27 protein-coding genes are annotated in these 23,363 nt (G+C 58.2%); 8 read left to right on the plus strand and 19 right to left on the minus strand.

The features are described from left to right. Positions 1 to 63: 63 nt before the first annotated feature. The 11 genes from AC0TOF_RS15330 to rph all read right to left on the minus strand — a co-directional run bounded on the left by AC0TOF_RS15330 (position 64) and on the right by rph (position 9,478). The gene (locus AC0TOF_RS15330) at positions 64 to 588 is read right to left on the minus strand and encodes a DUF934 domain-containing protein (RefSeq protein ID WP_473768897.1); all 525 of its coding nucleotides are present in this window, start codon (positions 586 to 588) and stop codon (positions 64 to 66) included. Then, on the minus strand, positions 585 to 1,349 hold the full coding sequence (locus tag AC0TOF_RS15335) for a phosphoadenylyl-sulfate reductase (RefSeq protein ID WP_473768898.1): 765 nt from the start codon (positions 1,347 to 1,349) through the stop codon (positions 585 to 587). The genes AC0TOF_RS15330 and AC0TOF_RS15335 overlap by 4 nt, the downstream gene beginning before the upstream one ends. Then, a complete protein-coding gene (locus AC0TOF_RS15340) occupies positions 1,324 to 2,994 on the minus strand; it encodes a nitrite/sulfite reductase (protein WP_122003076.1) in 1,671 nt (556 codons plus the stop codon). The genes AC0TOF_RS15335 and AC0TOF_RS15340 overlap by 26 nt, the downstream gene beginning before the upstream one ends. A gap of 75 nt (positions 2,995 to 3,069) precedes the next feature. After that, positions 3,070 to 3,387 (minus strand): DUF2849 domain-containing protein, encoded by a 318-nt coding sequence (locus AC0TOF_RS15345; protein ID WP_122003075.1) that lies wholly within the window; start codon positions 3,385 to 3,387, stop codon positions 3,070 to 3,072. A 38-nt stretch (positions 3,388 to 3,425) separates the two neighbouring features. After that, positions 3,426 to 4,862, minus strand: a complete 1,437-nt coding sequence (gene cysG, locus AC0TOF_RS15350) for a siroheme synthase CysG (RefSeq protein ID WP_473768899.1) — start codon at positions 4,860 to 4,862, stop codon at positions 3,426 to 3,428. 170 nt (positions 4,863 to 5,032) lie between these two features. Beyond that, the gene (locus AC0TOF_RS15355; RefSeq protein WP_473768900.1) at positions 5,033 to 5,413 is read right to left on the minus strand and encodes a YraN family protein; all 381 of its coding nucleotides are present in this window, start codon (positions 5,411 to 5,413) and stop codon (positions 5,033 to 5,035) included. Continuing rightward, complete coding sequence (rsmI, locus tag AC0TOF_RS15360; RefSeq protein ID WP_473768901.1) at positions 5,410 to 6,321, minus strand: 16S rRNA (cytidine(1402)-2'-O)-methyltransferase; 912 nt, start codon at positions 6,319 to 6,321, stop codon at positions 5,410 to 5,412. Before rsmI ends, AC0TOF_RS15355 begins: the two co-directional genes overlap by 4 nt. 10 nt (positions 6,322 to 6,331) lie before the next feature. Continuing rightward, complete coding sequence (gene hemW, locus AC0TOF_RS15365) at positions 6,332 to 7,546, minus strand: radical SAM family heme chaperone HemW (RefSeq protein WP_122003071.1); 1,215 nt, start codon at positions 7,544 to 7,546, stop codon at positions 6,332 to 6,334. Continuing rightward, on the minus strand, positions 7,543 to 8,205 hold the full coding sequence (gene rdgB, locus AC0TOF_RS15370) for an RdgB/HAM1 family non-canonical purine NTP pyrophosphatase (RefSeq protein WP_473768902.1): 663 nt from the start codon (positions 8,203 to 8,205) through the stop codon (positions 7,543 to 7,545). Before rdgB ends, hemW begins: the two co-directional genes overlap by 4 nt. Before the next feature lie 61 nt (positions 8,206 to 8,266). Continuing rightward, on the minus strand, positions 8,267 to 8,677 hold the full coding sequence (locus tag AC0TOF_RS15375) for a VOC family protein (protein ID WP_473768903.1): 411 nt from the start codon (positions 8,675 to 8,677) through the stop codon (positions 8,267 to 8,269). 84 nt (positions 8,678 to 8,761) lie between these two features. Further along, positions 8,762 to 9,478, minus strand: a complete 717-nt coding sequence (gene rph / locus AC0TOF_RS15380) for a ribonuclease PH (protein ID WP_122003069.1) — start codon at positions 9,476 to 9,478, stop codon at positions 8,762 to 8,764. Positions 9,479 to 9,667: 189 nt separating this feature from the next. Between rph and hrcA the strand changes: the two genes are divergently transcribed. The 3 genes from hrcA to AC0TOF_RS15395 all read left to right on the plus strand — a co-directional run bounded on the left by hrcA (position 9,668) and on the right by AC0TOF_RS15395 (position 12,451). Further along, entirely contained in the window at positions 9,668 to 10,738 is a 1,071-nt protein-coding gene (gene hrcA / locus AC0TOF_RS15385; RefSeq protein ID WP_122003068.1) for a heat-inducible transcriptional repressor HrcA, read from the plus strand. Between the two features lie 106 nt (positions 10,739 to 10,844). Further along, a complete protein-coding gene (grpE, locus tag AC0TOF_RS15390; RefSeq protein ID WP_122003133.1) occupies positions 10,845 to 11,537 on the plus strand; it encodes a nucleotide exchange factor GrpE in 693 nt (230 codons plus the stop codon). A gap of 257 nt (positions 11,538 to 11,794) precedes the next feature. Beyond that, positions 11,795 to 12,451: a trimeric intracellular cation channel family protein gene (locus AC0TOF_RS15395; protein WP_122003067.1), complete on the plus strand. Its 657-nt coding sequence runs from the start codon at positions 11,795 to 11,797 to the stop codon at positions 12,449 to 12,451. A 2-nt stretch (positions 12,452 to 12,453) separates the two neighbouring features. Here the strand turns inward: AC0TOF_RS15395 and AC0TOF_RS15400 are convergent, their stop codons facing one another. Beyond that, a complete protein-coding gene (locus AC0TOF_RS15400; protein ID WP_122003066.1) occupies positions 12,454 to 13,449 on the minus strand; it encodes an adenosine kinase in 996 nt (331 codons plus the stop codon). A 230-nt stretch (positions 13,450 to 13,679) separates the two neighbouring features. Between AC0TOF_RS15400 and AC0TOF_RS15405 the strand changes: the two genes are divergently transcribed. Next, positions 13,680 to 14,408 carry a sulfate transporter family protein gene (locus AC0TOF_RS15405; protein ID WP_473768904.1) on the plus strand — a complete coding sequence of 243 codons (729 nt, stop codon included), beginning with the start codon at positions 13,680 to 13,682 and terminating at the stop codon, positions 14,406 to 14,408. Here AC0TOF_RS15405 and nth read toward each other — a convergent pair. Beyond that, the gene (nth, locus tag AC0TOF_RS15410) at positions 14,383 to 15,132 is read right to left on the minus strand and encodes an endonuclease III (protein ID WP_473768905.1); all 750 of its coding nucleotides are present in this window, start codon (positions 15,130 to 15,132) and stop codon (positions 14,383 to 14,385) included. The two genes, AC0TOF_RS15405 and nth, sit on opposite strands and share 26 nt — an antisense overlap. An 87-nt stretch (positions 15,133 to 15,219) precedes the next feature. Between nth and AC0TOF_RS15415 the strand changes: the two genes are divergently transcribed. From AC0TOF_RS15415 to AC0TOF_RS15425, 3 genes are all read left to right on the plus strand, one after another. Continuing rightward, positions 15,220 to 15,717: a DUF2244 domain-containing protein gene (locus AC0TOF_RS15415; RefSeq protein ID WP_122003063.1), complete on the plus strand. Its 498-nt coding sequence runs from the start codon at positions 15,220 to 15,222 to the stop codon at positions 15,715 to 15,717. Positions 15,718 to 15,969: 252 nt separating this feature from the next. Continuing rightward, on the plus strand, positions 15,970 to 16,392 hold the full coding sequence (locus AC0TOF_RS15420) for an Hsp20 family protein (RefSeq protein ID WP_006470903.1): 423 nt from the start codon (positions 15,970 to 15,972) through the stop codon (positions 16,390 to 16,392). A gap of 103 nt (positions 16,393 to 16,495) precedes the next feature. Continuing rightward, on the plus strand, positions 16,496 to 16,741 hold the full coding sequence (locus AC0TOF_RS15425) for a BQ00720 family protein (protein ID WP_010658006.1): 246 nt from the start codon (positions 16,496 to 16,498) through the stop codon (positions 16,739 to 16,741). 249 nt (positions 16,742 to 16,990) lie between these two features. On the opposite strand, the gene ptsN is transcribed toward AC0TOF_RS15425, so the two are convergent. Both ptsN and hpf read right to left on the minus strand, forming a co-directional pair. Next, the gene (gene ptsN / locus AC0TOF_RS15430) at positions 16,991 to 17,455 is read right to left on the minus strand and encodes a PTS IIA-like nitrogen regulatory protein PtsN (protein WP_006465889.1); all 465 of its coding nucleotides are present in this window, start codon (positions 17,453 to 17,455) and stop codon (positions 16,991 to 16,993) included. Between the two features lie 99 nt (positions 17,456 to 17,554). Next, positions 17,555 to 18,148: a ribosome hibernation-promoting factor, HPF/YfiA family gene (gene hpf / locus AC0TOF_RS15435; RefSeq protein ID WP_105540902.1), complete on the minus strand. Its 594-nt coding sequence runs from the start codon at positions 18,146 to 18,148 to the stop codon at positions 17,555 to 17,557. Positions 18,149 to 18,330: 182 nt separating this feature from the next. On the opposite strand from hpf, the gene AC0TOF_RS15440 reads away from it, so the two are divergent. Continuing rightward, entirely contained in the window at positions 18,331 to 18,927 is a 597-nt protein-coding gene (locus AC0TOF_RS15440) for a hypothetical protein (protein ID WP_473768906.1), read from the plus strand. A 24-nt stretch (positions 18,928 to 18,951) separates the two neighbouring features. Here AC0TOF_RS15440 and rpoN read toward each other — a convergent pair whose 3' ends face one another. From rpoN to lptC, 4 genes are all read right to left on the minus strand, one after another. Further along, positions 18,952 to 20,493, minus strand: coding sequence for an RNA polymerase factor sigma-54 (rpoN, locus tag AC0TOF_RS15445; RefSeq protein WP_473768907.1), 1,542 nt, complete (start codon positions 20,491 to 20,493; stop codon positions 18,952 to 18,954). A gap of 248 nt (positions 20,494 to 20,741) precedes the next feature. Further along, complete coding sequence (lptB, locus tag AC0TOF_RS15450) at positions 20,742 to 21,581, minus strand: LPS export ABC transporter ATP-binding protein (RefSeq protein WP_122003061.1); 840 nt, start codon at positions 21,579 to 21,581, stop codon at positions 20,742 to 20,744. An 11-nt stretch (positions 21,582 to 21,592) separates the two neighbouring features. Continuing rightward, positions 21,593 to 22,243: an LptA/OstA family protein gene (locus tag AC0TOF_RS15455; RefSeq protein WP_473768908.1), complete on the minus strand. Its 651-nt coding sequence runs from the start codon at positions 22,241 to 22,243 to the stop codon at positions 21,593 to 21,595. Between the two features lie 278 nt (positions 22,244 to 22,521). After that, on the minus strand, positions 22,522 to 23,235 hold the full coding sequence (lptC, locus tag AC0TOF_RS15460) for an LPS export ABC transporter periplasmic protein LptC (protein WP_473768909.1): 714 nt from the start codon (positions 23,233 to 23,235) through the stop codon (positions 22,522 to 22,524). Between the last annotated feature and the right edge of the window lie 128 nt (positions 23,236 to 23,363).

Here is a 23,363-nt window from a genome sequence, read left to right on the forward strand (position 1 = left end):
AATTCGTGAGGCGTGTTTAGCGCATCAAAGCGCGTAGACAAATGACAAATTTAAGGGAAATGCTTAACCGGCCTTCACCCGCCGCCAGGCGAAACCGCCTTCTTCCGGCACAGAACCGCGTCCCGGCTGATAATAGCCGGGTGTATCGACAAGACGATTTTCATGAAGACGCGTCTGCGCAACCTTGTTCGTCACCTGAAGGCTGTCAAAGCCGGTGCGCAGCATTAGCGCGGCCTGATCGATCAGCACATCGCCAACGGCGCGCAACTCGCCTGCAAAACCTTCGCGGCGCAAAATCTCGGCCTTGGAATAAGAGCGACCGTCATTGAAAGCCGGAAACTGCAAGGCGATCAACGGAATGCTGCCCAGATCGTCCAGAAGCGGATCGATGGCTTCGCCGGGCGCGACCGTCACGCCAATGCGGCGGTTGGAGACGCGGCGGCGCTCCTCATCCAGACCGAGCCAGATGGCCAGCGGAATGATGATCGCAGGCGCATCGCCCGCCGCCTCGAGATCGTCGGCAAAGACATAGTCGTCTTCGCGAAAGCCATCGGCAGACCAGAGTTTGGTTTCGTTGATATCGCTCATTTCCGGTCCCCTGCTTCCAAATTCTTCAAGCTATCCGACAGACCCGACAGGTGGATGCCGCATTCTGTCTTTTCCGATCCAGCCCACCGGCCTGCCCGCTGATCTTCGCCCTCGCCTACAGGTCGCGTGCAAGGCATGCAGCCAATGGAGCGATAGCCCTGCGCGACCAGAGGATGCGGCGGCAGATCGTACTTTTCGGCATAGGCCTTGAGGTCCGCCGCCTGCCAGCGCGCCAGCGGATTGATACGGATACGCGGCCCCACGGCCTCAAAAACCGGCAGGCTCTCGCGGGTCGATGCCTGAAACTGCTTGCGCCCCGTCATCCACGCGCGATAGGGCGCAACGGCGCGCGCCATCGGCTCGACCTTGCGGATGAAGCAGCAGCGATCCTTGTCGGTCATGGACAAAGCGCCGAACGGGTCTTCGCTTTTAAGGCTTTCCTCAACGGGCAGAATGTCCTGCACATCCGTCAATCCCAGCCGGTCCACCAGATCGTGACGATAATCGAGCGTTGCCCGGAAATGCTTGCCCGTGTCGAGGAAAAGAACCGGGGTCGCGGGATCGATTTCCGAAATCATGTGCAGAAGCACTGCCGATTCCGCGCCGAAGGAAGACACAACCGCGATCTGCCCCCCGTAGAGTTCACGCGTGGCGAGCGCGATCACTTCCTGCGGGGTAGATGCGCCGTGGCTCACCTCCAGAAGGCGGGCTTCGGCGGCAGCGCTTTGTTCAGCATCAAGCTGCACGGCTGATTTCTCCATAAAGCGCGCGTTTGAACGGCTCCATGCCGACGCGGCGATAGGCGGCGAGGAAGGTCTCATCCGGGCTTTCGCGCAAGGCGAGATAGGTGTCGACCACCGTTTCAATGGCATCCACCACATCTTCCGACGAGAAGCCGCGACCGGTGATTTCGCCAATGGCCGACTGTTCATCCGCCGAGCCGCCAAGCGTGATCTGATAGAGTTCCTCACCCTTCTTCTCGACGCCCAGAATGCCGATATGGCCGACATGATGGTGGCCGCAGGCATTGATGCAGCCGGAAATCTTGATCTTGAGATCGCCGATTTCAAGCTGGCGCTGCTGGTCGCCAAAACGTTCGGAAATGCGCTGCGCCACCGGGATGGAGCGCGCATTGGCAAGGGCGCAATAGTCGAGGCCGGGGCAAGCGATGATGTCGGTGATGAGACCGGCATTCGGCGTCACCAGACCATCCGATTGCAAGAGATCGTAGACGGCTGCGAGATCGGCCTTGGCCACATGCGGCAGAACCAGATTCTGCTCGTGGCTGACGCGGATTTCATCGAAGGAATAGGTTGCCGCAATATCGGCTACCAACTCCATCTGTTCCGCGCTCGCATCGCCCGGAATGCCGCCAATGGGTTTGAGTGAAATGGTGACGACGGCATAATCCGGATGCTTGTGCGGCGTGACATTGCGCGCCACCCAGCTTGCAAATTGCGGATCGGCCTTTTGCGTCACCGCCAGCACTTCCCAGCCTTCCGGCCGTTGCGGCAGGTTCGGCATGCGGAAATAGCTTTCGATGGCGTCGATATCGCGCTGCGGCAGCTTCAGCTCGCCATGACGGATTTCTTCCCACTCGGCATCAATCTCGCGGGTCAGTTCCTCGACACCGGTTTCATGGACGAGGATCTTGATGCGTGCCTTATACTTGTTGTCGCGGCGGCCATGCAGATTGTAGACGCGGACAATCGCCGTCACATAGGTCAGCATGTCCTCGATAGGCAGGAAGTCGCGGATTTTCTTGGCCACCATCGGCGTGCGGCCCTGACCGCCGCCGATATAGACAGCAAGACCCAGATCGCCCGCCTCGTTCTTCTTCAGCTGCAAGCCGATGTCATGCACCTGAATGGCGGCACGATCATGCTCCGAGCCGACAATGGCGATCTTGAACTTGCGCGGCAGATAGGAAAATTCCGGATGCAGCGAAGACCATTGCCGCAGGATTTCCGCGAAGGGGCGCGGATCGGCCACTTCGTCGCTGGCTGCGCCTGCGAAATGGTCGGCGGTCACGTTGCGAATGCAATTGCCGGAGGTCTGGATGGCATGCATTTCGACTTCCGCCAGCTCTTCCAGAATGCGCGGGACATCCTTCAATGCAGGCCAGTTATACTGGATGTTCTGGCGCGTGGTGAAATGGCCGAAGCCGCGGTCGTAGACGCGCGCAATGTGGCCAAGCTTGCGCAACTGGCGGCTCGACAGCGTGCCATAAGGGACGGCCACCCGCAGCATATAGGCATGCAATTGCAGATAAAGGCCATTCATCAGGCGCAGCGGACGGAACTGTTCTTCCGTCAGTTCGCCCGACAGTCGGCGCTCGACCTGATCCTTGAACTGGGCAACACGGGCCGCAACGAAATCGCGGTCGAATTCATCATAACGATACATAGGCTAGGTCCGGTTTCAGAGCATTTCCAGCGAAAGTGGGAACCGGTTTTGCGTCCGGAAATGCGTCAACAGATATTACGAGGCGCGCTTCAATTCAGGCTTGTCGAGAGGCAAATCGCCGAAGGTCACGATGGTCGGGCCGGAAAGGCGGATGCGCTCGCGAAGGCGGATGGGATAAAGCCCCTCCGCGCGCTCCTCGACATCGATCACATTCACATCGACGACCAGATTGGCTTTCGCAGCCACCTTGCCCGCATCTTCAAGAGCCTCGACGGCCTCCGCGTGACGGGCCACCAGCGCGCCGTCGATGGTTTCCTGCCAGGAGCCATCGGCGCCGAGCCACACAGCCTGTCCGTCGATCAGCCGGTTTGCAGTGAGAACTTTTACGATCATTTCCAAACTCCAAACTTTTGTTACCCGCATCCACGGGTTCAGGCTGCGACGGAAACCGGCTTGAGGGCCAGCGCTTCGGCTTTGTCGATTGCGGCACCGGCGACCGCGTCGCCAATGATCACCATGACCGGGCCGGAAAGCTCCTTGCGGCTTTCCAGATCCGGCAAATCCTTGAGCGTGCCGTGAAACAGGCGCTTGTCCTGCCGGCTCGCATTTTCCACCACAGCCACGGCGGTATCTTCATGCAGTCCCGCACCAATCAGGCGTGCGGCTACCGATGCGGCGACGGTCGAGCCCATATACACGGCGATGGTCGCGCCGGAGACGGCGAGCTTTGCCCAGCCCGGCAGCACGTCGCCCGTCATGTCATGGCCGGTCGTGAACACCAGCGACGACGCGACACCCCGCAGCGTCAGCGGCAGCTCCATATCGGCAGCGGCGGCAAAGGCCGAGGTGATGCCGGGCACGATTTCGAACCCGATACCGGCGGCACGCAATGCCGCCATTTCCTCGCCTGCGCGTCCGAACACCAGCGGATCGCCAGATTTCAGCCGCACAACGCGCTTGCCCTGCCGCCCGAGTGAAACCAGCAGGCGGTTGATCTCTTCCTGGCTCTTGGAATGGCAGCCCTTGCGCTTGCCGACGGCAAGGCGCTCGGCGTCACGACGACCCATGGCGATGACACCTTCCGGCACCAGCGCATCATGCACGATGACATCGGCTTCCATCAACGCGCGGTGCGCGCGAAGCGTCAGCAGGTCTTCCGCGCCCGGACCGGCGCCGACCAGCCAGACATAACCGGCGGCATTGTCCCGCTGCTCGATCAGGTCGCTCGCAGCCTTATAAGCTTCGGCGCGATCACCATTTTCAATGGCGCTGGCAACACGGCCTGAAAAGAACCCGCGCCAGAAGCTGCGGCGCGCCAGACCTTTCGGCAGCGCACGTTCGACCCGTGGACGCCAGCTTTCGGCAAAATGCGCAAGCTCGCCAAGACGCGGCGAAAAGGCGGCATCAATGCGCGCGCGCACCATCTGCGCCAGGACCGGGGCCGTGCCTTCGGAACCAATTGCAATCGTCAGCGGCGCACGGTTGACGATGGCTGGCGTCAGGAAATCGCAAAGTGCCGGACGGTCAACGACATTGACCGGAACCCTCTCGGCCTTCACCATGGCGGCAACGGCGCAATCCTGCGCTTCATCGCCGGTTGCCACGAAAACAAGCTTTGCACCTTCAACATGTTCCGATGCAAAAGGTGCCGCCACATGCTCCACATCATGGCTTGCGATGAACTCAGCCAGATGATGTTCCGTTTCTTCGGCCACGATGCGAAGGCGTGCGGACGTCTGCGCCACAAGGCGCGCCTTGTTGAGTGCTTCCTCGCCGCCGCCGACGACGACAACCACCTCTTCCGACACCCGGAAGAAGGCAGGAAAGTCAGCCAGCAGACGCTTTTGCGAAAAAGACATGAGCACCATCCTTTTAAGATGGCGCCATTATCCTTTGAGCGGCGTAATTTTATAAGAAACGGGCTTGCGTGCGAAAATCTCGCCGCGCATCACTTTTTCTCAAATCAGGCAATTGCAGGATTTTCATTCCCGAAAGCAGGGTGAATATACCCTACAATTTTTATAGGATTTACATAGACTTATAAGTAATTGCCGCTCGTGAAGAATGCAGGAACATGCTTCGGCCATCGTCGCGGCAATACTGCAATCAGATCGAAACGCAGCGACAAGCGGGCATGATCGGGCTGGCGTTGCAGCCAGAGATCGGCGGCGGCTTCGATGCGGTGCATGGCCTCAGGCGTGACGGCGAGGTGCGCGGCTTCCAGACTGCGCCGCGCCTTGACCTCGACGATGAGCACCAGATTGCCGCGCCGGGCGATCAGATCGATTTCGCCGAGCCGTGTCCGATAGCGCCGCGCGACAATGCGAAAACCTTTCAGAAGTAGCACCAGAGCGGCCATGCGTTCGGCGCTGTGTCCGCGAAAGAAAGCAGTTCGCTTTTTCTCGCGGAGATCGGTCATCGCTGCTCCGATTTCAGCTGCATGAGGCGCTGATAGAGAACCGATTTCTGACCGCCGGTCATGCGCGCCGCCTCGCCTGCGGCCTTGGATGGCGGCAGTTCAGCGGCAAGCGACAGAAGCAGCCTGTCGATATCTTCCTCGCTTTGCGGAACAGCATCGCCGGCTGGCGGGCCGACCAGCAGCACGACCTCACCGCGAATACGATCCTCACCGTCGAACCGGGCCGCAAGTTCACCAAGCGATGCCGTGACAACGGTTTCATAGGCTTTGGTCAATTCACGGCAGAGCGCGCCTGCGCGCTCCGCTCCGAAAGCAGCAGCCATGTCGGCCAGTGTTGCAGCGGTACGGTTGGGCGACTCGTAGAATACCAGCGTGGCATCAATTGCTTTCAAGCTTTCAAGCTTCGACAGCCGTTGGCCATGTTTGGACGGCAGGAAACCGCAGAACATGAAGGCGTCGGTCGGAAGGCCTGAAGCGGCAAGGGCTGCCAGAACGGCGGAAGCGCCTGGAATGGGGACAACCCGAATACCCGCCTCGCGCGCTTCACCGACCAGACGAAAGCCCGGATCGGAAACGAGCGGCGTCCCTGCATCGGACACCAGCGCAACGCTTTTACCCGCCGTCAGCGCCGCAATCAGCTTTTCTCCAGCCTCGGCGGCGTTGTGTTCGTGATAGCTGATCGGACGGCGAGAAATGCCATAACGGTCGAGAAGAACACGGGTCACGCGTGTATCTTCACAGGCCAGAATATCGACGGAAGCCAGCGTTTCGATCCCGCGCAACGTCATGTCGCCAAGATTGCCGATCGGCGTAGAGACGATGTAAAGTGCGGGCTCCAGCGGCCGGGCGCGCATTGTCGTGCCGCCCACCACATATTCCCGCCGCCCCTCGCCCGTATCATCAGTCATTGCTTATCCTTTATGCCGCGAGATCAGCGACCAGCGCATCCAGCACCAGCGCACCGTCCGGCGTTGCGCGAATGATGCTGCCGCCCATCGGCTCGATCATGCCTTCGGCAATCAACTTCGCCAGTCGCTTCTCGTCTATTGCATGGCCGGAAAGCCGCTCATAACGGGCAAGATCGATCCCTTCGCGCAAGCGCAGTCCCATCATCAGGAACTCGTCGCCTTCCTGCCCGCCATCGAGATATTCTTCCTCGATAATGCCGTGGCCACTGCGTTCAACCTTGTCCAGCCAGGTTTCCGGGTGTTTTTCGGTCATGGTCACGGTGCGTACATCGTTTTCCACGAAGCGCCCGTGCGCGCCCGGACCGATGCCGACATATTGCCCATAGCGCCAATAGACGAGATTGTGCTGCGACTCGCGCCCCGGCACCGCATGGTTGGAAATCTCATAGGCGGGAAGACCATGCTCCGCCGTCACCCTTTGCGTTTCCTCATAAAGCGCTGCGGCGTGATCCGGCTCAGGCGTCGTCAGCTTGCCCGCCTTCCAGAGATTATAGAACTGCGTGCCTTCCTCGATCGTCAGCTGATAGAGCGACAGATGATCGGCGGCGAGCCCGATTGCTTCCTTCAACTCCTCGCGCCAGGCCTCAATGGTTTGGTTCGGGCGCGCATAAATCAGATCGAAGGACAGGCGCGGGAAAATCTCGCGCGCCAGGCGAATGGCCGCTTTTGCCTCTTCCACCGAATGCATGCGCCCGAGACGGCGCAGATCGGGATCGTTAAGCGCCTGAATGCCGAGCGACACGCGGTTGACGCCCGCAGCGCGATAGCCGCGAAAACGGTCGGCCTCCACGCTGGTCGGGTTGGCCTCAAGCGTCACTTCGATGTCCGGCGCAACAGACCAATGCGAGGCAATGCTGTCGAGCAGCGCGCCCACCGTTTCGGGCTGCATCAGCGATGGCGTGCCGCCGCCCAGAAAAATGCTGGTGACGGTACGCGGCCCGGTGCGTTCGCGCAGCGTTTCCATTTCGCGCCGGAACGCTTCGGAAAAACGCGCCTGATCCACCGGCTTGTGACGGACATGGCTGTTGAAGTCGCAATAAGGGCATTTGGCCAGGCAGAACGGCCAATGCACATAAACGCCAAATGCATTTTCCCCGTTTACCCGCGCAATAGGGATCGCGCTGGCAGCATTTTTTTCCTGCAAAGGGGGAAACAGCTTGTTCATTTTGCGGAGGCCTGCTCCACGTCGAGCGCTTTTTCGGCAAAAAGCTTGAAGGCACGCGCCCGGTGCGACAGGGCCGAAGCGTCGCCCGGTTTCCAGCCATGCTTTTCATCGGCGGTCATTTCGCCAAAGGTCTTTTCATAGCCATCGGGCAGGAAAATCGGATCGAAACCGAAGCCGGTCGTGCCGCGCGGCGGCCAGACCATCGTGCCCTCAACTTCACCCCGGAAATATTCCGCCTCGCCATCCGGCCAGGCAAGGCAGATGACCGACACGAAGCGTGCCTTGCGCTGCTGCGGTTCAACGGCGCCCTTTTCCCGCAGCAGGTTCTCGACCTTCTGCATCGCCATGTCGAAATCGCGCGTACCGTCCTCGGTCTCGGCCCAGTTTGCGGTGTAGACGCCGGGATCGCCGTCAAGCGCATCGACCATCATGCCGGAATCGTCGGACAAGGCGGGCAGGCCGGTGGCTTCTGCCGCAGCAAGCGCCTTGATATAGGCGTTTTCCTCAAATGTCGTGCCCGTTTCATCGGGTTCAGGAAGACCGAGAGCGGCAACAGAGCTGACCTCGAAACCGAACGGGCCGATCAGCCCGTCAAATTCCTTGAGCTTGCCTGCATTGTGCGAGGCAACGATCAGCTTGCCCTTTTCCAGCGTTCTCATTTTCATGACCTGTTTTAACATCGCATAATCTTTTCCGAAAACCGGTTCCCACTTTTCGGGATCATGCTCTAGCCCATAATTTCGGTTCAGCGATCTCCAGCGAATTGCCGGATGGATCACGGAAATAGATCGAATGCGCGCCGTTGGGCCAATCGAACTCGGCCTCAATGGCGACGCCATGTTGTTCCAGATGTTTCCGCCAGCCGTCGATCTCGGCGCGGCTTGCGGCAAAACATACATGACCCGGCCCCGTCGTGCCATGCGTTGGCACGGGCAGATGATCGGGCAATGGCGGCTTCAAGGTTTCTTCCGCCTTGAAGAGAAGCAATATGCCTTCGCCGCAGCGGAAGAAAGCGTTGCGGTCGCTGACTTTCCCAACCGGCTCCAGCCCCATCGTTCCCTGATAGAACTCCATCGCCTCGGCGACGTCGCGGACATAGAGCGCGGTTTCAAGAATGCGGGCGGCACGCATGGATCAGGTCTCCTCATTGAGATGGAGCAGGTACTGTCCTATCAGAGCCTGTTCCAAAAGTCGTCCTGTTCGGCTGCAAATAGCTTAAGCCACCGCCATTTTCTGCAAGGACACAAGACGATCGATGCCGCCGCGTGCAAGCTTCATCAGGCTGGCGAACTCTTCTTCCGAAAAAGGCGCGCCTTCCGCCGTTCCCTGAATTTCAACGATCCCGCCCTTGCCGGTCATCACGAAATTGCTGTCCGTTTCGGCGACGGAATCTTCGGCATAGTCCAGGTCGAGCACAGGCACGCCCTCGTAGATACCGCACGAAATCGCAGCAATATGGTCTTTCAGGACCTTTTCGACACGCACCATCTGGCGCGCTTCCATCCAGCGCAGGCATTCATGAAGCGCCACCCAACCGCCGGTGATTGCCGCCGTGCGGGTGCCGCCATCGGCCTGAATAACGTCGCAGTCGACCGTGATCTGCACTTCGCCGAGCGCCTGCATGTCGACAACGGCGCGGAGGCTTCGTCCGATCAGGCGCTGGATTTCCTGCGTGCGCCCGCCCTGCTTGCCAGCGGCGGCTTCGCGGCGCATGCGGTCGCCGGTCGAACGCGGCAGCATGCCATATTCCGCCGTGACCCAGCCCTTGCCCGTATTGCGCATCCAGCCCGGCACCTTTTCCTCAAGGCTCGCCGTGCACAAGACGTGCGTGTCGCCAAACTTGACGAGGCAGGAGCCTTCCGCATGTTTGGAGATGCCGCGCTCGAACGAGACGGCGCGCATTTCGTCGGCTGCACGCTTGGATGGACGCATTAGGGAATTCCTCGATTCAATTTTTCCGGTGCGACTTTTTAGGCCCCCCGCGCACAAATAGAAAGCCATCTGCCCCGAAAAACCGACACAGATGTTGAGATGCCTGTCAGGATGGATCTAAAGCCTTTGACGCTTTGGCTTGCGCCCTTATATTTGTCGTGTCCTATTTCTAGAGTTCGCGACCATATTATGATGAAAACGCCGGAACACCAGCTTTTGAGTTCGCTCGACCAGCGTTCGCGCGATATTTTCAGGCTGATTGTGGAAACCTATCTGAACGATGGCGATCCGCTCGGCTCTCGCAACCTGTCGCGATTGCTGCCGCACACGCTTTCGCCTGCGACCATCCGCAATGTCATGAGCGATCTGGAGCATCTGGGCCTGATCTATGCGCCGCATGTTTCAGCCGGACGCCTGCCGACGCAGATCGGACTGCGCTTTTTTGTCGATGCATTTCTGGAAGTGGGCGACCTACCGCCGGAGGAACGCTCCTCCATTGAAGCGCAGGTTCGTTCCGCCGGCACAAACAATTCGGTCGAAAGCGTGCTTACCGAAGCAAGTCAGGTTCTTTCCGGCCTGTCGCGCGGCGCTGGCCTCGTGCTGGCCACCAAGGCGGAAGGTGCGCTGAAACATATCGAATTTGTTCGCCTGGAGCCGACCCGGGCGCTTGCGGTGCTGGTCATGCAGAATGGCGATGTCGAAAACCGCGTCGTCAGCCTGCCCGCCGGCATCAGCAACTCGCAGCTTGTCGAAGCGTCGAATTTTCTCAATGCGCATATTCACGGTCACACGCTTTCCGAAGCCAAGGCGGAGCTGAAAAAGCTGACGGAAGAAACGCGGCAGGAACTCGACCAGCTGTCGCAGGAACTGGTCGCCCAGGGGCTGGCGGTGTGGAGCGGCGCTGGAACCGATCAACCGGCACGGCTGATTGTGCGCGGGCGCGCCAACCTTCTGGAAAACATCCATGCGCAGGAAGACATAGAGCGCCTGCGCCATCTGTTCGATGATCTGGAGACCAAGGACGGCATGGTCCAGCTTCTCGATCTTGCCGAGGCCGGATCAGGGGTGCGCATCTTTATCGGCTCGGAGAACAAGCTTTTCTCGCTTTCCGGCTCGTCGCTGGTGGTCGCCCCCTATCGCGACAGCGAGCAAAGGGTTATTGGTGCCCTGGGGGTAATCGGCCCCACACGGCTCAATTATGCGCGGATCGTCCCGATGGTGGACTATACCGCCCAAATCGTATCCCGGCTGTTGCGGTAACTGTCAGACGTGCCGGGACAAACCAAGGCCCTGAAAATAGACCTTGATTTTATCGACATGAAACTCGATATCCGCCCCAGAAGATATTCAAGACGGAAGTAGCATGATGGCTGACGAAAAAAACAAATCCCAGAACCCCGATCTTGAGCAGCGCGATATCAACAATCCCCGGGATCGCGAGGCGCTGAGCCGTGCCGCCGACGATTTTCTGAAGGCGCGCAAAGCCGAAGCCCGTGCGGAAGCTGCCGAGGATGAAGCCGAAGCGGAAGTGGATGAAACCGCCAACCGGATTGCCATGCTCGAAGCGGATAATGGCGAGCTGAAGGACCAGCTTTTGCGCGCTGCCGCCGAAATGGAAAACCTGCGCAAGCGCACCCAGCGGGATGTGCAGGACGCGCGCACCTATGCCGTGACCAATTTTGCCCGCGACATGCTTTCGGTTTCCGACAATCTTGGCCGCGCGCTTGAGGCTATCCCTGCCGATGCTCTCGAAACCGATGCCAGCCTGAAGTCGCTCGCCGACGGCGTCGAAATGACCAAACGCGCCATGCTGCTCGCCCTGGAGCGTCACGGCGTCAAGAAACTGGAACCGGAAGGCCAGAAGTTCGACCCGAATTTCCATCAGGCCATGTTTGAAGTGCCGAATCCGGATCTGCCGAACAACACCGTCGTTCAGGTCGTGCAGGATGGTTATGCCATTGGCGACCGGGTTCTGCGCCCGGCCATGGTTGGTGTTTCGAAGGGCGGCCCGAAGGCAACAGCCGATAATGGCGCTGCCGCTCCCGAGAGCGATGCCTGATTTCAATCACTAACCGATGAGACGAGAGCGGCGGCTTTGTCTGCCGCTCTTTTCATATCGGCCATCCGGTTTGCAATGCTGCCAAGTTCAGCCGGTGCGACGACTGAGCAGAATACCATAAGCGCGAAGCGGTTTTGCGCAGGATAATGCGTAAAACAAGGAAATAGAGCGTCTCAGCGCCTTGGAATAACTTGCATATTGCTATTGGGGCGCACCGGTGAAAAATTATCACCGTATATCTGGAGGAGACCCGCAGCGTGACGATTCCTGAGTTTTTGAACTTCGCGGGCGTTTTCGTTTTCGCTGCGACTGGTGCTCTTGCCGCTTCGCGTCGCCAGCTCGACATTATCGGCTTTCTTTTCCTCGCCAATATCACCGGCATTGGCGGCGGAACATTGCGCGATCTCGTGCTTGGCGCCCCGGTTTTCTGGGTTGTCGAACCCTCTTATCTGCTGGCGGGAACACTGGCAGCGATTTTTGTCTATTTCACCGCGCATATGGTCGAATCGCGTTATCGCGTCCTGCTCTGGCTCGACGCCATCGGCATGGCGGCCTACACGGTATTGGGTGCCGCCAAGGGGATGGCGCTCGGCTTCGGACCCTCCGTCGCCATCGTGACCGGCATTTCCACGGCTACGCTCGGCGGAATCTTGCGCGATATGGTGGCTGGCGAGCCTTCCGTGCTGATGCGCCGTGAAATCTATGTCACGGCTTCGCTCGCGGGCGCATGTCTTTACGTTCTGCTCGCCGGGCTGCATGTCGAGCCAGCCATATGTGCAATCGCAGCCGCATTGACCGCCTTTGTCATTCGTGGCGGCGCACTTTATTTCGGCTGGACACTGCCGGTCTATAAAAGCCGCCCCGGACGCACCGAAGAAGAGCTTCAGCGCGACCGGATCATCAGGCCTGAATAGTTTTATACAAGCCCTGCCTGGCTTGCAGCCGCCTGCAGGCTGAGCTGCGGACGCGGCCCCATCTGCTGGATGATAAGACCCGCCGCCAGTGAACCGAGGCGCGCGCAATCTTCAAGCGAGCGGTCGTTCGTATAGCCGTAAAGGAAACCGGCGGCGTAAAGATCGCCTGCCCCGGTCGTGTCGACCAAGGCATCGATTTCGATGGCGGGAACCGTCAAGGTCTGGTCAGGCGTGACCACGACGGCGCCTTTTTCCGAACGGGTGATGATTGAAAGCGCGCAATCCATGCGCATGGAGGCAATCGCCGTTTCAAGCGACTTTGTCTTATAGAGCGACTTGGCCTCATCCTCATTGGCAAAGACGATATCGACCGTGCGCGTGCGCATCAACTGCAGAAATTCCTCGCGATACCGGTCGACACAGAATGGATCGGAAAGCGTCATCGCCATCTGGCGATTTTTCTCATGCGCGATCTTCGAGGCCATGACGATGGCTTCCTTGGCACGCGGCGGGTCCCACAGATAGCCTTCGAAATAGGTCACCTTCGCATCGGACACCTTGGAGGTTTCCACGTCTTCCGGCCCCAGTTCCACGCAAGCGCCGAGATAGGTGTTCATCGAGCGCTCGCCGTCCGGCGTCACGAAAATCATCGAGCGCGCCGTCGGCGATCCGTTTTCCAACGGGCGCGTATCGAAGGCAACGCCCTGTGCGCGGATATCATGCGCGAAAACACGGCCCAGATGATCGGTCGCGACCTTGCCGAAATAGGCAGAGCGTCCGCCGAGGCTCGCCACGCCTGCTGCCGTATTTCCGGCGCTGCCGCCGGACATTTCCGTCGCTGGCCCCGCGATCCGGTTATAGAGCAGTTCCGCACGCTCCGCATCGATCAGGTTCATCGCGCCTTTGACGATACCATTCGTTTCCAGAAATGCGTCATCGGTGCGTGAAAGAATATCGACAATGGCGTTGCCGATGCAAAGAACGTCGAATGTGGCCATGAGCGCGAGAAGCTCCCCTTCTGATTAGTCTCCTGTCGCCAGAAACAGATCGCCATCACTTTCCGCGACATGCTTCAGGCCGATATGCGGCAGTCATGTGCGTGCGGGTTTAGCCGTTTGCAACCCCTTTGGCTACCCTGCCACGCTTCCGCATTGTGGGTAGTGCAGCTTGTACCGGGGCGAAGCCGTACTTATTTGCATCTTCGTCCACAGTCGGAATTGGGTCGAAAATGATCTTGGAAGCTGCTCTGAAAGCCCTGAAACGCCTGACCACGCCGGAATTGCGCGCGGCTTTCTGGAAGACGCTCGGATTGACGCTTTTGCTGCTGGTCGGCCTCTGGGCGGCGATCCGTCAAATCTTTTTTACCCTTGCCTGGCCGTGGATGGCGCAGATATTGCCCGGCATGCCGGATTGGGCCGGTTGGCTCGGCATTGTCGCGGCCATAGTCGCGGGGCTCGGCCTGGCTCTTGTGCTGGCATTGATGATTGCACCCGTCACCGCACTTGTGGCAGGTCTCTTTCTCGATGATGTCGCAGAAGTGGTCGAGCGCGAAGACTATCCGAACGATCCTCCCGGCACGCCCTTGCCAACCGGCCGTTCCATCATCGTTTCGCTGAAATTTCTGGGTATCGTCATCCTCGGCAATATTGTTGCCTTGCTGATGCTGTTCATACCCGGCGTCAACCTGATCGCATTCTTCGTCATCAACGCCTATCTGCTCGGACGGGAATTTTTCGAGTTTGCGGCCATGCGCTATCGATCCGAAGCGGAAGCGAAGGCGCTCAGGTCACATTATGGCGTGACGGTCTTTCTGGCCGGATTGCTGATTGCAGGCTTCATGGCGATCCCCATCGTCAACCTTCTGACGCCGCTTTTCGCCGCCACGATGATGGTCCATCTGCATAAAGCCATCTCGCAGCGCGAAGCCCGACTTACTCCTGCGGCGGCAAGGGGATAAGCGGCGCAGGCACATCGCAGGTTTTCGCCGGATATTTGCAGATATCGGCAATCACGCATTTCTCGCATTCCGGCTTGCGCGCCTTGCAGGTATAGCGCCCGTGCAGGATCAGCCAGTGATGCGCGTGCAGCATGTATTCCGCCGGAATGACCCGCACCAGAATGGCTTCAACAGCTTCCGGGGTTTTTCCAGGCGCAAGACCGATCCGGTTGCCGATGCGCAGAATATGCGTGTCCACCGCCATAGTCGGCTGGCCAAAAGCCATGTTCAGCACCACATTGGCCGTCTTGCGGCCCACGCCCGGCAGCTTCACCAGTTCGTCCCGATCGCCGGGAACTTCACCGCCATGATCGCGGATCAATGCTTCCGACAAGAGGATGACGTTCTTCGCCTTGTTGCGCCAAAGGCCGATGGTGCGGATATAATCGCCGACCTTCTCCTCGCCGAGCGCCAGCATTTTCTGCGGCGTATCGGCGACGGCAAAGAGGCCGCGCGTGGCCTTGTTGACACCCGCATCGGTGGCCTGTGCCGACAAAACGACGGCGACGAGAAGCGTAAAGGCATTCACGTGCTCAAGCTCGCCCTTCGGCTCCGGCCTCTGGATGGAAAAGCGGCGAAATATCTCGTGAATCTCGTCTGCCGTATAAAGCGTGCCCCGCACACGACGCTGGCGGGGCGCGGCAGGAGAAGCGTTCACGGGCGATTTGATTTTGGCCTTTTCCATTCCGTCTCTATAATGGCATCTTGATCGACAAAACAATCAGCAGCTTGACGCAGGCCCATTGCGGGGTTGCGAGATGATCTGAAAACGATGCACCATCCAGACGGCGCGGAACCCGACCGGTTCGACAAACCCATTTTCGAAGCCCTGCTCACCCCCTATCGGTCGCTGGGGCGGACGGGCTTTACCGTCCTGATGGGCGCCCTGATTGGTTGCTGGATGTTCGTCGGCATTCTCTTCTGGTCCATCGGTGCCTGGCCGATCTTCGGTTTTTTCGGCCTTGATGTCCTGCTGATTTATCTGGCTTTTCGCTGGAATTACCACGCCGCCCGCGCCCGCGAGGAAATCTCCGTGTCGCGCTCAGCCCTGCATATTCGCAAATATGCGGCGTCCGGCAAGATGACCGCCCATCGCTTCAATCCGTTCTGGACAAGGTTCGAGGTCGCGCGAAAACCGGACATAGGGATCACCGGCATGAGCGTCGAAAGCCGCGAGAAGAGCGTCGCCATCGGCAAGTTCCTCAATCCCGATGATCGTGAAAGCTTCGCAACAGCTTTTGGCGCAGCGCTTTCAGAAGCTCGTCGATAGAGCGCGCTTCGATCTGATTGAAATCAGATCGGCGCTCCAACCGTTTGTTTTTTACGGACATCTTTTCGGGATGCGCTTTAGCAGCACCTTAATATTGCCGGGTATCTTGCAGCTGGACTTCGTTTTACCCTGAAGCGAAGGAATCCGGATTGGCCCTTGAAGTCGGGCTTTTCACAAGCCATATCAGAGAGCGAAGAGAAACGCCGTAAGGGTTCTCTTCATAACGGTCGCTTCTCATCAAGGACTGATGCAATGACAAGAATGACACCGTTTTCGAGCCCTCTGCTGCTCGGATTCGACACGATGGAAAAGACGCTGGAACGGATCGCGAAATCCGGCGACGGTTATCCGCCCTACAATATTGAACGCCTGCGCGGCGAGACGGGCTCCGAACGCCTGCGCATCACCTTGGCGGTAGCCGGCTTCTCCAGCGATGACCTCGAAGTCATGACGGAAGACAACCAGCTCGTCATCCGCGGACGCCAGACCGACGATACCGAGCGCGAATTTCTGCATCGCGGCATCGCTGCCCGACAATTCCAGCGCGTTTTCGTTCTGGCGGACGGCATGCGGGTTCTCGGTTGCGATCTGAAAAACGGCCTTCTGGCCATCGATCTCGACCGTCCGGAACCCGAGCGGCTGATCAAGCGAATCAACATAGCGGTGAAAGACTGAACCTGTTCAGTTTTTGTTCAGCACAACAGCGCTATATTGAAAATGTGAAGCTCTGATGCGGCATGGTCGCAAATGACATGCCGACAAAATGGAGGCTAAGACCATGAACAGACACATATTCACCGAAAACGAATTCGCCCATCTCGGCGAAGGTGAAGTTGCCTATGTGCGCAAGATCCGTTCAGATGACCTTGCCCGCAGCTTCCCTGCCCTCCCACCGATCGAGCCGGGCCTCGAACTCTGGGCGCTCTTCGGCGCCAGTGGCGAACCGATCGTGCTTTCCGATGTTCGCGCTACCGCGCTGCAGGGCGCGCAAGACCACGAACTGCGCACCGTGATGCTGCACTAAGGTTTGATGCGATATCGGCCATCGCCGGTATCGCCTCTCCGCATGGTTCTGCTGGGAGTATTCCCTTCCTTGCGCAAATTGTTTCCGCAAGCGAACAAGAAAAACCGCCGTTCGAGCTGAACGGCGGTTTTTTTCGATAAAAGAGACCGGTCCCTGTTTAAATGAAACGTCTGAACCGCTCTATCTATCTGTTGCGCATTTTCCGACGCAAAACCGCTTCGCACCTTTGCTGGAAATGCTCTATTGAACTCAGGCTGCGTTGGAAGCGGGCTGAGCCGTCAGGAATGAATAAAGTGCCTGCGCGTCATGCGTACCGCGCAATTTGGCAACAGTGTCGGCATCGCGCAGCATGCGGGCTATGCGCGAGAGAGCCTTCAGATGATCCGCGCCGGCATTTTCCGGCGCGAGAAGCAGAAAAACAAGATCGACGGGTTGATCGTCCAGAGCCTCGAAATCGACCGGGGTTTCCAGACGGGCGAAGATTCCGGCTATTTTGTTGATGTTCGCCAGCTTGCCGTGCGGGATGGCGACGCCGTTCCCTACCCCGGTGGAACCGAGGCGCTCACGCTGGAGAATTGTTTCGAAAACTTCACGCTCAGGGAGACCGGTCAGTTCCGCAGCCTTTTCAGACAGAATCTGCAAAAGCTGCTTTTTGGAGCTGGCTTTCAGCGCAGGGATAATCGCCCCTGGCTGAATCAGATCACTAAGATCCATTCTCTCCGTTCCTTCTTCAATCAGGCCGTCACGGCCCGGTTTTGGGAAGCGCACGCGGCCGCCTAGTCGCGATCCGCTGCGTGCGCTTCAGGTTTGCCGTCAGGCGCGTGGCGCGGCCTGGCGGGTGACCATTGATGGATCGACCCAGCCGATGTTGCCGTCCGCGCGACGGTAGACGATGTTAACTTCATCATTGCCGGCATTGCGGAATACCAGAACCGGATTCTCGATCAGATCCAGCTCCACGACCGCCGACGCCACCGACATGGTGCGCAGGGCGACGGACGATTCCGCAACGATAGTCGGCGCATAATCCGCCGGAAGATCCTCCTCTTCCTCCGACAGGGGTGCCATAACACGATATGCAACGTCATCATAGATCGCATCTGGCTGTGTAGCCGGGCGCGACTTCAGACGGCGCTTATAGCGGCGAAGGCGGGTTTCGATCTTGTCCGCAGCCGCTTCAAAAGCCAGCTGTGGATCCTGTGCGTCGCCAGTGCTTTGCAAGGTTGCACCGCTATCGAGGTGCAAGGTGCAATCTGCACTGTAACGCGAACCGGACTTGGTGACCGTAACCTGTCCGGAAAAGCCATGATCGAAATATTTGCCGACAGCTTCGTTCACCCGATCAACGATCCGGGTTGTGAAAGCTTCACCGACGTCCATATGCTTTCCAGATACACGCAGAGTCATTTGGCACACCTCATTTGCGTTACACCACAGGACTCAGTCTAATCACAAGGCGAGCGAAGCGCAAAGCGAACCAGCATCAAAGATGCTTTTCGTCCTGTGCGTTTTTCCAATCGGATTCACGGAGCAAGCCCCCTTCTCAGGCGCACTTTCCGGCGAGGTGTTGAAACACCTTCCGAAAAGCCTTGGAAGTCGTAGCTGCGCCAATCGATAGCCCCTCACCGGGATGGTTGCCGCACACCGCTCTTTTACGTAACGCGCCACCAGCCGGTCTGTTGCCTGGATTTTCCCGGCACGTCACGCTGCCTTTCTTCAAACATATGCACCACCGCAATTTCTTCCAGAAATTACGGATTATCAGACGTTTCCTGCAAAAAAGCATTTGCTGGAAACACCAAATCCACGCCTTCCTCCCAATCGGTTTCGCTATTGGGAACCATGCTTCAATTCTGCCTCGACGCGGCTTGCGTCGTAAAACGCAATTGTTTTACCGCCCGCACGCCCGCGCTGACGGCTCGTTGCGAAACCCGGAAAACAAAGGGTCCCCGACCAGGCTCGCCGCGCGAGCGGGGCTTCTATTGGGTGAATTGGCGCTTGTCAATTGCTCCTCCTGCCAGCTGATCATCCTGCTATGCGGTTCTTCTCAGAAATCGACGTCGAATTTTTCTGAAACAAGGAAGCTGCAAATCCAAAATTTTAGAGCCATCGCCCTATTGGAATACGGGTACAAAACCCCGAAGGCACAATCTGTGATTTATAACAATCTCTTCATGCCGCAATGAGCGGAAGCGCTCTGACTTTCACATTCAGGAAGCTGACAATCTCGCCTTCTTTTCACGCCTGCGCTGAACTGATGAAGCAATATTCATCGATTCCCTATATTTTGCGACGGTTCTTCGCGCGATATCCACACCGTCCTTCTTCAGCGCATCCACGATGGCGTCATCAGAAAGCACGTCTTCGGGCGCTTCGGCGTCAATCATCTGGCGGATACGATGGCGCACGCTTTCAGACGAATGGGCGTCGCCGCCCTCCGACGAAGCGATGGAGGCGGTAAAGAAATAACGCAGTTCAAACACGCCGCGCGGCGTGGCCATGAACTTGTTCGCGGTCACGCGGCTGATGGTCGATTCATGCATGCCGACAGCATCGGCGACAATGCGCAGATTGAGCGGCTTCAAATGGGTCACCCCGTGGCGCAGAAAGGCGTCCTGCTGCCGGACGATTTCCTGCGTAACCTTGAGGATTGTTCGCGCGCGCTGGTCGAGGCTGCGCATGAGCCAGTTCGCCGTCTGCATGCAATCCGAGAGAAACGCTTTTTCCTCGGCCTTCACGGAAGCGCTTACCTCCGCATAATATTCATTGTTGACGATGAGACGGGGCATCGCGGCTGGATTGAGTTCGATAGCCCAGCCACCGTCACGCGAGGGCGTCACCAGTGCATCCGGCACGATGGCATCGGCGACGGAAATTTCAAACAAAGCACCCGGCTTCGGATCAAGCATGCGGATTTCGGTCAGCATATCGAGAATATCGGCCTGATCGACGCCGCACAGCTTCTTGAGCGTTGCGAAATCCCGCCGCGCCAGAAGATCGAGATTGTCGATCAAAGCTTCCATGGCCGGATCGAAACGGTCCTTGAGGCGCAGCTGGATTGCCAGGCACTCCCGCAGGTCGCGGGCAAAAAGACCGGGCGGATCAAAGGTTTGCACGATACCAAGAATATGTTCGACCTCTGCCGTTTCCACGCCCAGATTCTGGGCGAGCCCGACAATGTCGACACGCAGATAGCCGCTCTCATCCAGCGCGTCGGCGAGCGCTGTCGCGATGAACCGGTCTGTCACACCGGAAAAAGTCAGCGTAATCTGTTCCGCCACGTGCTCGCTCAGTGAAACCCGGCTTGCCGTGACCTGATCAATGTCATAACCGCCGCCCGCAACATATCCGTCGCCGGTTGACGATTTCCATTGCGCAGCCAGATCGGGGCCGACTTCGTCAAAACGTCCCGGATCGTCGGGGAAGATGTTCTCAAGCGAACTGTCGAAAGTGGATGCGAGATTTTCGGCATCGTCCGAAGCATCCGTTTTGAACCAGTCGCCGTCAGACATGTCGTCGGATGCGAGCTCGTCTCCGCCCGTTTCGGCACCTTCCGGCACAGGGTCCGCGCTCGAAAAATCATCATTTGCTGCCTCAATTCGGTCCAGCAGCGGGTTTCTTTCGATTTCACCGTCGAGAAACTGTTCAAGCTCAACATGCGTCATCTGCAGCAGTTTGATCGACTGCATTAGCTGGGGGGTCATGACCAGCGATTGAGATTGACGAAAATCGAGCTTGGGCGACAAAGCCATGGAACGCGTTATCTCCCCTGTTTCACCCTTGCCCACCGCCAAGAACCACTTGTTCCGGCCAGGCTGAATGAAAACTGGTATGAACCTTGCTTGTCAATTCAGAATGCGCGCTTTCCGAGCAAAAGGGAAATTAGTCGCGGTAGAAGCGGCGCGAATCATGGCACGCACGCCTATTTCGCGCCCGCCAATGATGCTTACAACGGGAGAATCTGGAGCGGGGATCTGAATTTATTCAGATCAATGGCGCTTTAAAGAGTGAACTGATCGCCGAGATAAAGCCTGCGCACATCCGGGTTGGCGACAATCTCAGCGGGACGGCCATGCGTCAGCACCTGACCGGCGTGAATAATGTAGGCGCGGTCGATAAGGCCGAGCGTTTCACGCACATTATGGTCGGTAATCAACACGCCGATGCCGCGGCTCGTCAGATGACGGACAAGCTGCTGGATATCCGAAACGGCAATCGGATCGACGCCAGCAAAAGGCTCATCGAGCAGCATGAAGTTCGGGCGCGAGGCAAGCGCGCGCGCAATTTCGAGACGGCGGCGCTCACCGCCGGAAAGCGAAATGGCGGGTGCCTTGCGCAAATGAGCGATGTGAAACTCTTCCAGAAGCGCATCCAGCTCGGAGGCGCGCTTGGAACGATCCTTTTCCACCACTTCCAGCACGGCCTTGATGTTGTTTTCCACCGAGAGGCCGCGAAAAATGGAGGCTTCCTGCGGCAGATAGCCGATGCCAAGACGGGAACGGCGATACATCGGCATCGATGTGACATCGAAACCGTCGATCTCGATGGAGCCTGCATCAGCCGGAACAAGGCCGGTCACCATATAGAAACAGGTGGTCTTGCCTGCACCGTTCGGACCCAGAATGCCGACTGCCTCGCCCGCACGCACGCCGAACGACACGCCATTGACGACCTGCCGTCCACGATAGCTCTTGCAAAGACCGCGCGCCACCAGCGTTCCCTTGAGACGCGCCGATTTACCCGGCTGGCCGGGCATGGCACCCGCGACATCGGATGGTGCGTTCACATTCTGCGATGCGGCTTGCGGCCCGTCGGCTTTCTTGTTCCAGAACAATCCCACGCCTGCTCCGGTCAGTTCTGCTTGGGCGCAGCGCCGCCCTGCTGTTGATCTTTCGGAGCCATGATGATCGACACGCGACCCTTGGACTGTCCCTTGCAGCTCTCGACATTGGCGCGACCCGTATCAAGATGCGCCGTCAGCTTGCAGCCGGTCACGACATTATCGCCATCGGTCAGGACCACTTTCTGTCCCTGAAGAACCATCACCTGGTTCTTGGCGTCATAACGGCCCGTATCGCCGGTTGCGACCTGCGTGCCCGACTTGAGATAAACTTTTCCCGAAATGTCGATGTGATCGATGCTCGACGAATCAAGGCCACCGACGCCAGCACTTGTCGGCTCCGGCGCCTGCGCCTCGCCGTCTTTCTTGGCCTTGTTGTAGTAGACCGTCATCTGGCCCGCCTTCAGCAGGGCATCACCCTGCGAAACGGCAACATTGCCAGTGAAGACGGCAACGCCTTCCTTGTCGCGCATTTCCAGCTTGTCAGCGTCGATCTTGACGGGGGCCTTGCTGTTGGAAAGCTTCAGGCCGTTCACGGCCGCGCCTTCCTGTGCCAGAGAAGCTGCCGGAGCCGCGACAAGCCCGAGCGCCAGAACTGCAAATCCCATCCGCAAAGTGCGGGCCATTGTACCCTTGTTCATCTTGCCCGTCTCGCGTTCCATATATCTTCAGCTCCCCGAAGCATTCGACCATCCCTCAGCCGATATGCGGTCAGACGCAACATTAAGCACTTTGCGTCCAAATGGGAACATTCGGCATCGCAAAATGCGATCAAAAAAGCGATTTAGAGCCTGTAGCATTCCGATTGCATCAGAATCACGCTCTAACAATTTGTTTTCGAGCACATTTCGGTCCAAAAACCGGCTTCAGAATGCACTCAAGCGTCCGCACAGATAAAAATCGGCCCGAACGCTTCCCTATCCTCAAATCAGCGCCCTTTTCAGGGAGCCTTGTTGGGCGAAACAACGCTGCCGTCAACAGTCATTCGAACCTTGTTCTCGAAAATAAGAACCTTGCCGTTGTCCTTGACCTGCATGCTGTCGGCCAGAATATGCGTGCTGCCGCTGCGGATATCGACGGGCTTGTCGGTCGTGATCTGCCCGCTCTTGAGATTGACGTCCGCGGAATGCATCACTGCACGCAAACCGTCATCTGTCGTAACAGTAAAGTCCTTATCAAGTTGCAAACGTCCATTGGCGTTGTCGTAAACGCCCGACGTTGCCTCGACCTTTGCCATGCCCTTTTCGCCAACCGGCAGCTCGGCGGAAATGCCTTCAAGCGAAATCGCTCCGCTGTTCTTCGCATCCTGCGTCGCCTTGGCAGCAGTCATCGAATAAGGGCGATTATCCTTGGTGTATCCGTTCAGATGCGGACTCGTCATGACGAGCTTGCCGCTTTCGCCGCCATTATTCACTTCCACCTTAATGGGCGTGTTCGGCGTGGCCAGAAACGTGTACCATGAGAATACAGCCGCCACGATAATAGCGGCGACCGGAAGAGCGGTCTTCAAGACACGGACACGAACCGAATGGCGCTGCGCGGCATGAAAAAGCGTCTCGGCCTTCTCCGACGCACCAAAACGCACACTGCCTATGCCGCGACCTTGAGCGGTCGCGCTATGCGGCGCATGGCTATTTGTGGTATCGACAGTCATGCGGCGTTCAGTTCCTTGACGGCTCGTAGAATTCAATAAGCGGCGCGTCCGTGTCGCGCTTTTTCATTTCAATAAGGTTTATTTGGGGTGAAATAGTCGGTTGCTCAATAGCTTTATACCGCGCAAAA

Source organism: Ochrobactrum sp. PL_is501, from assembly GCF_055816895.1.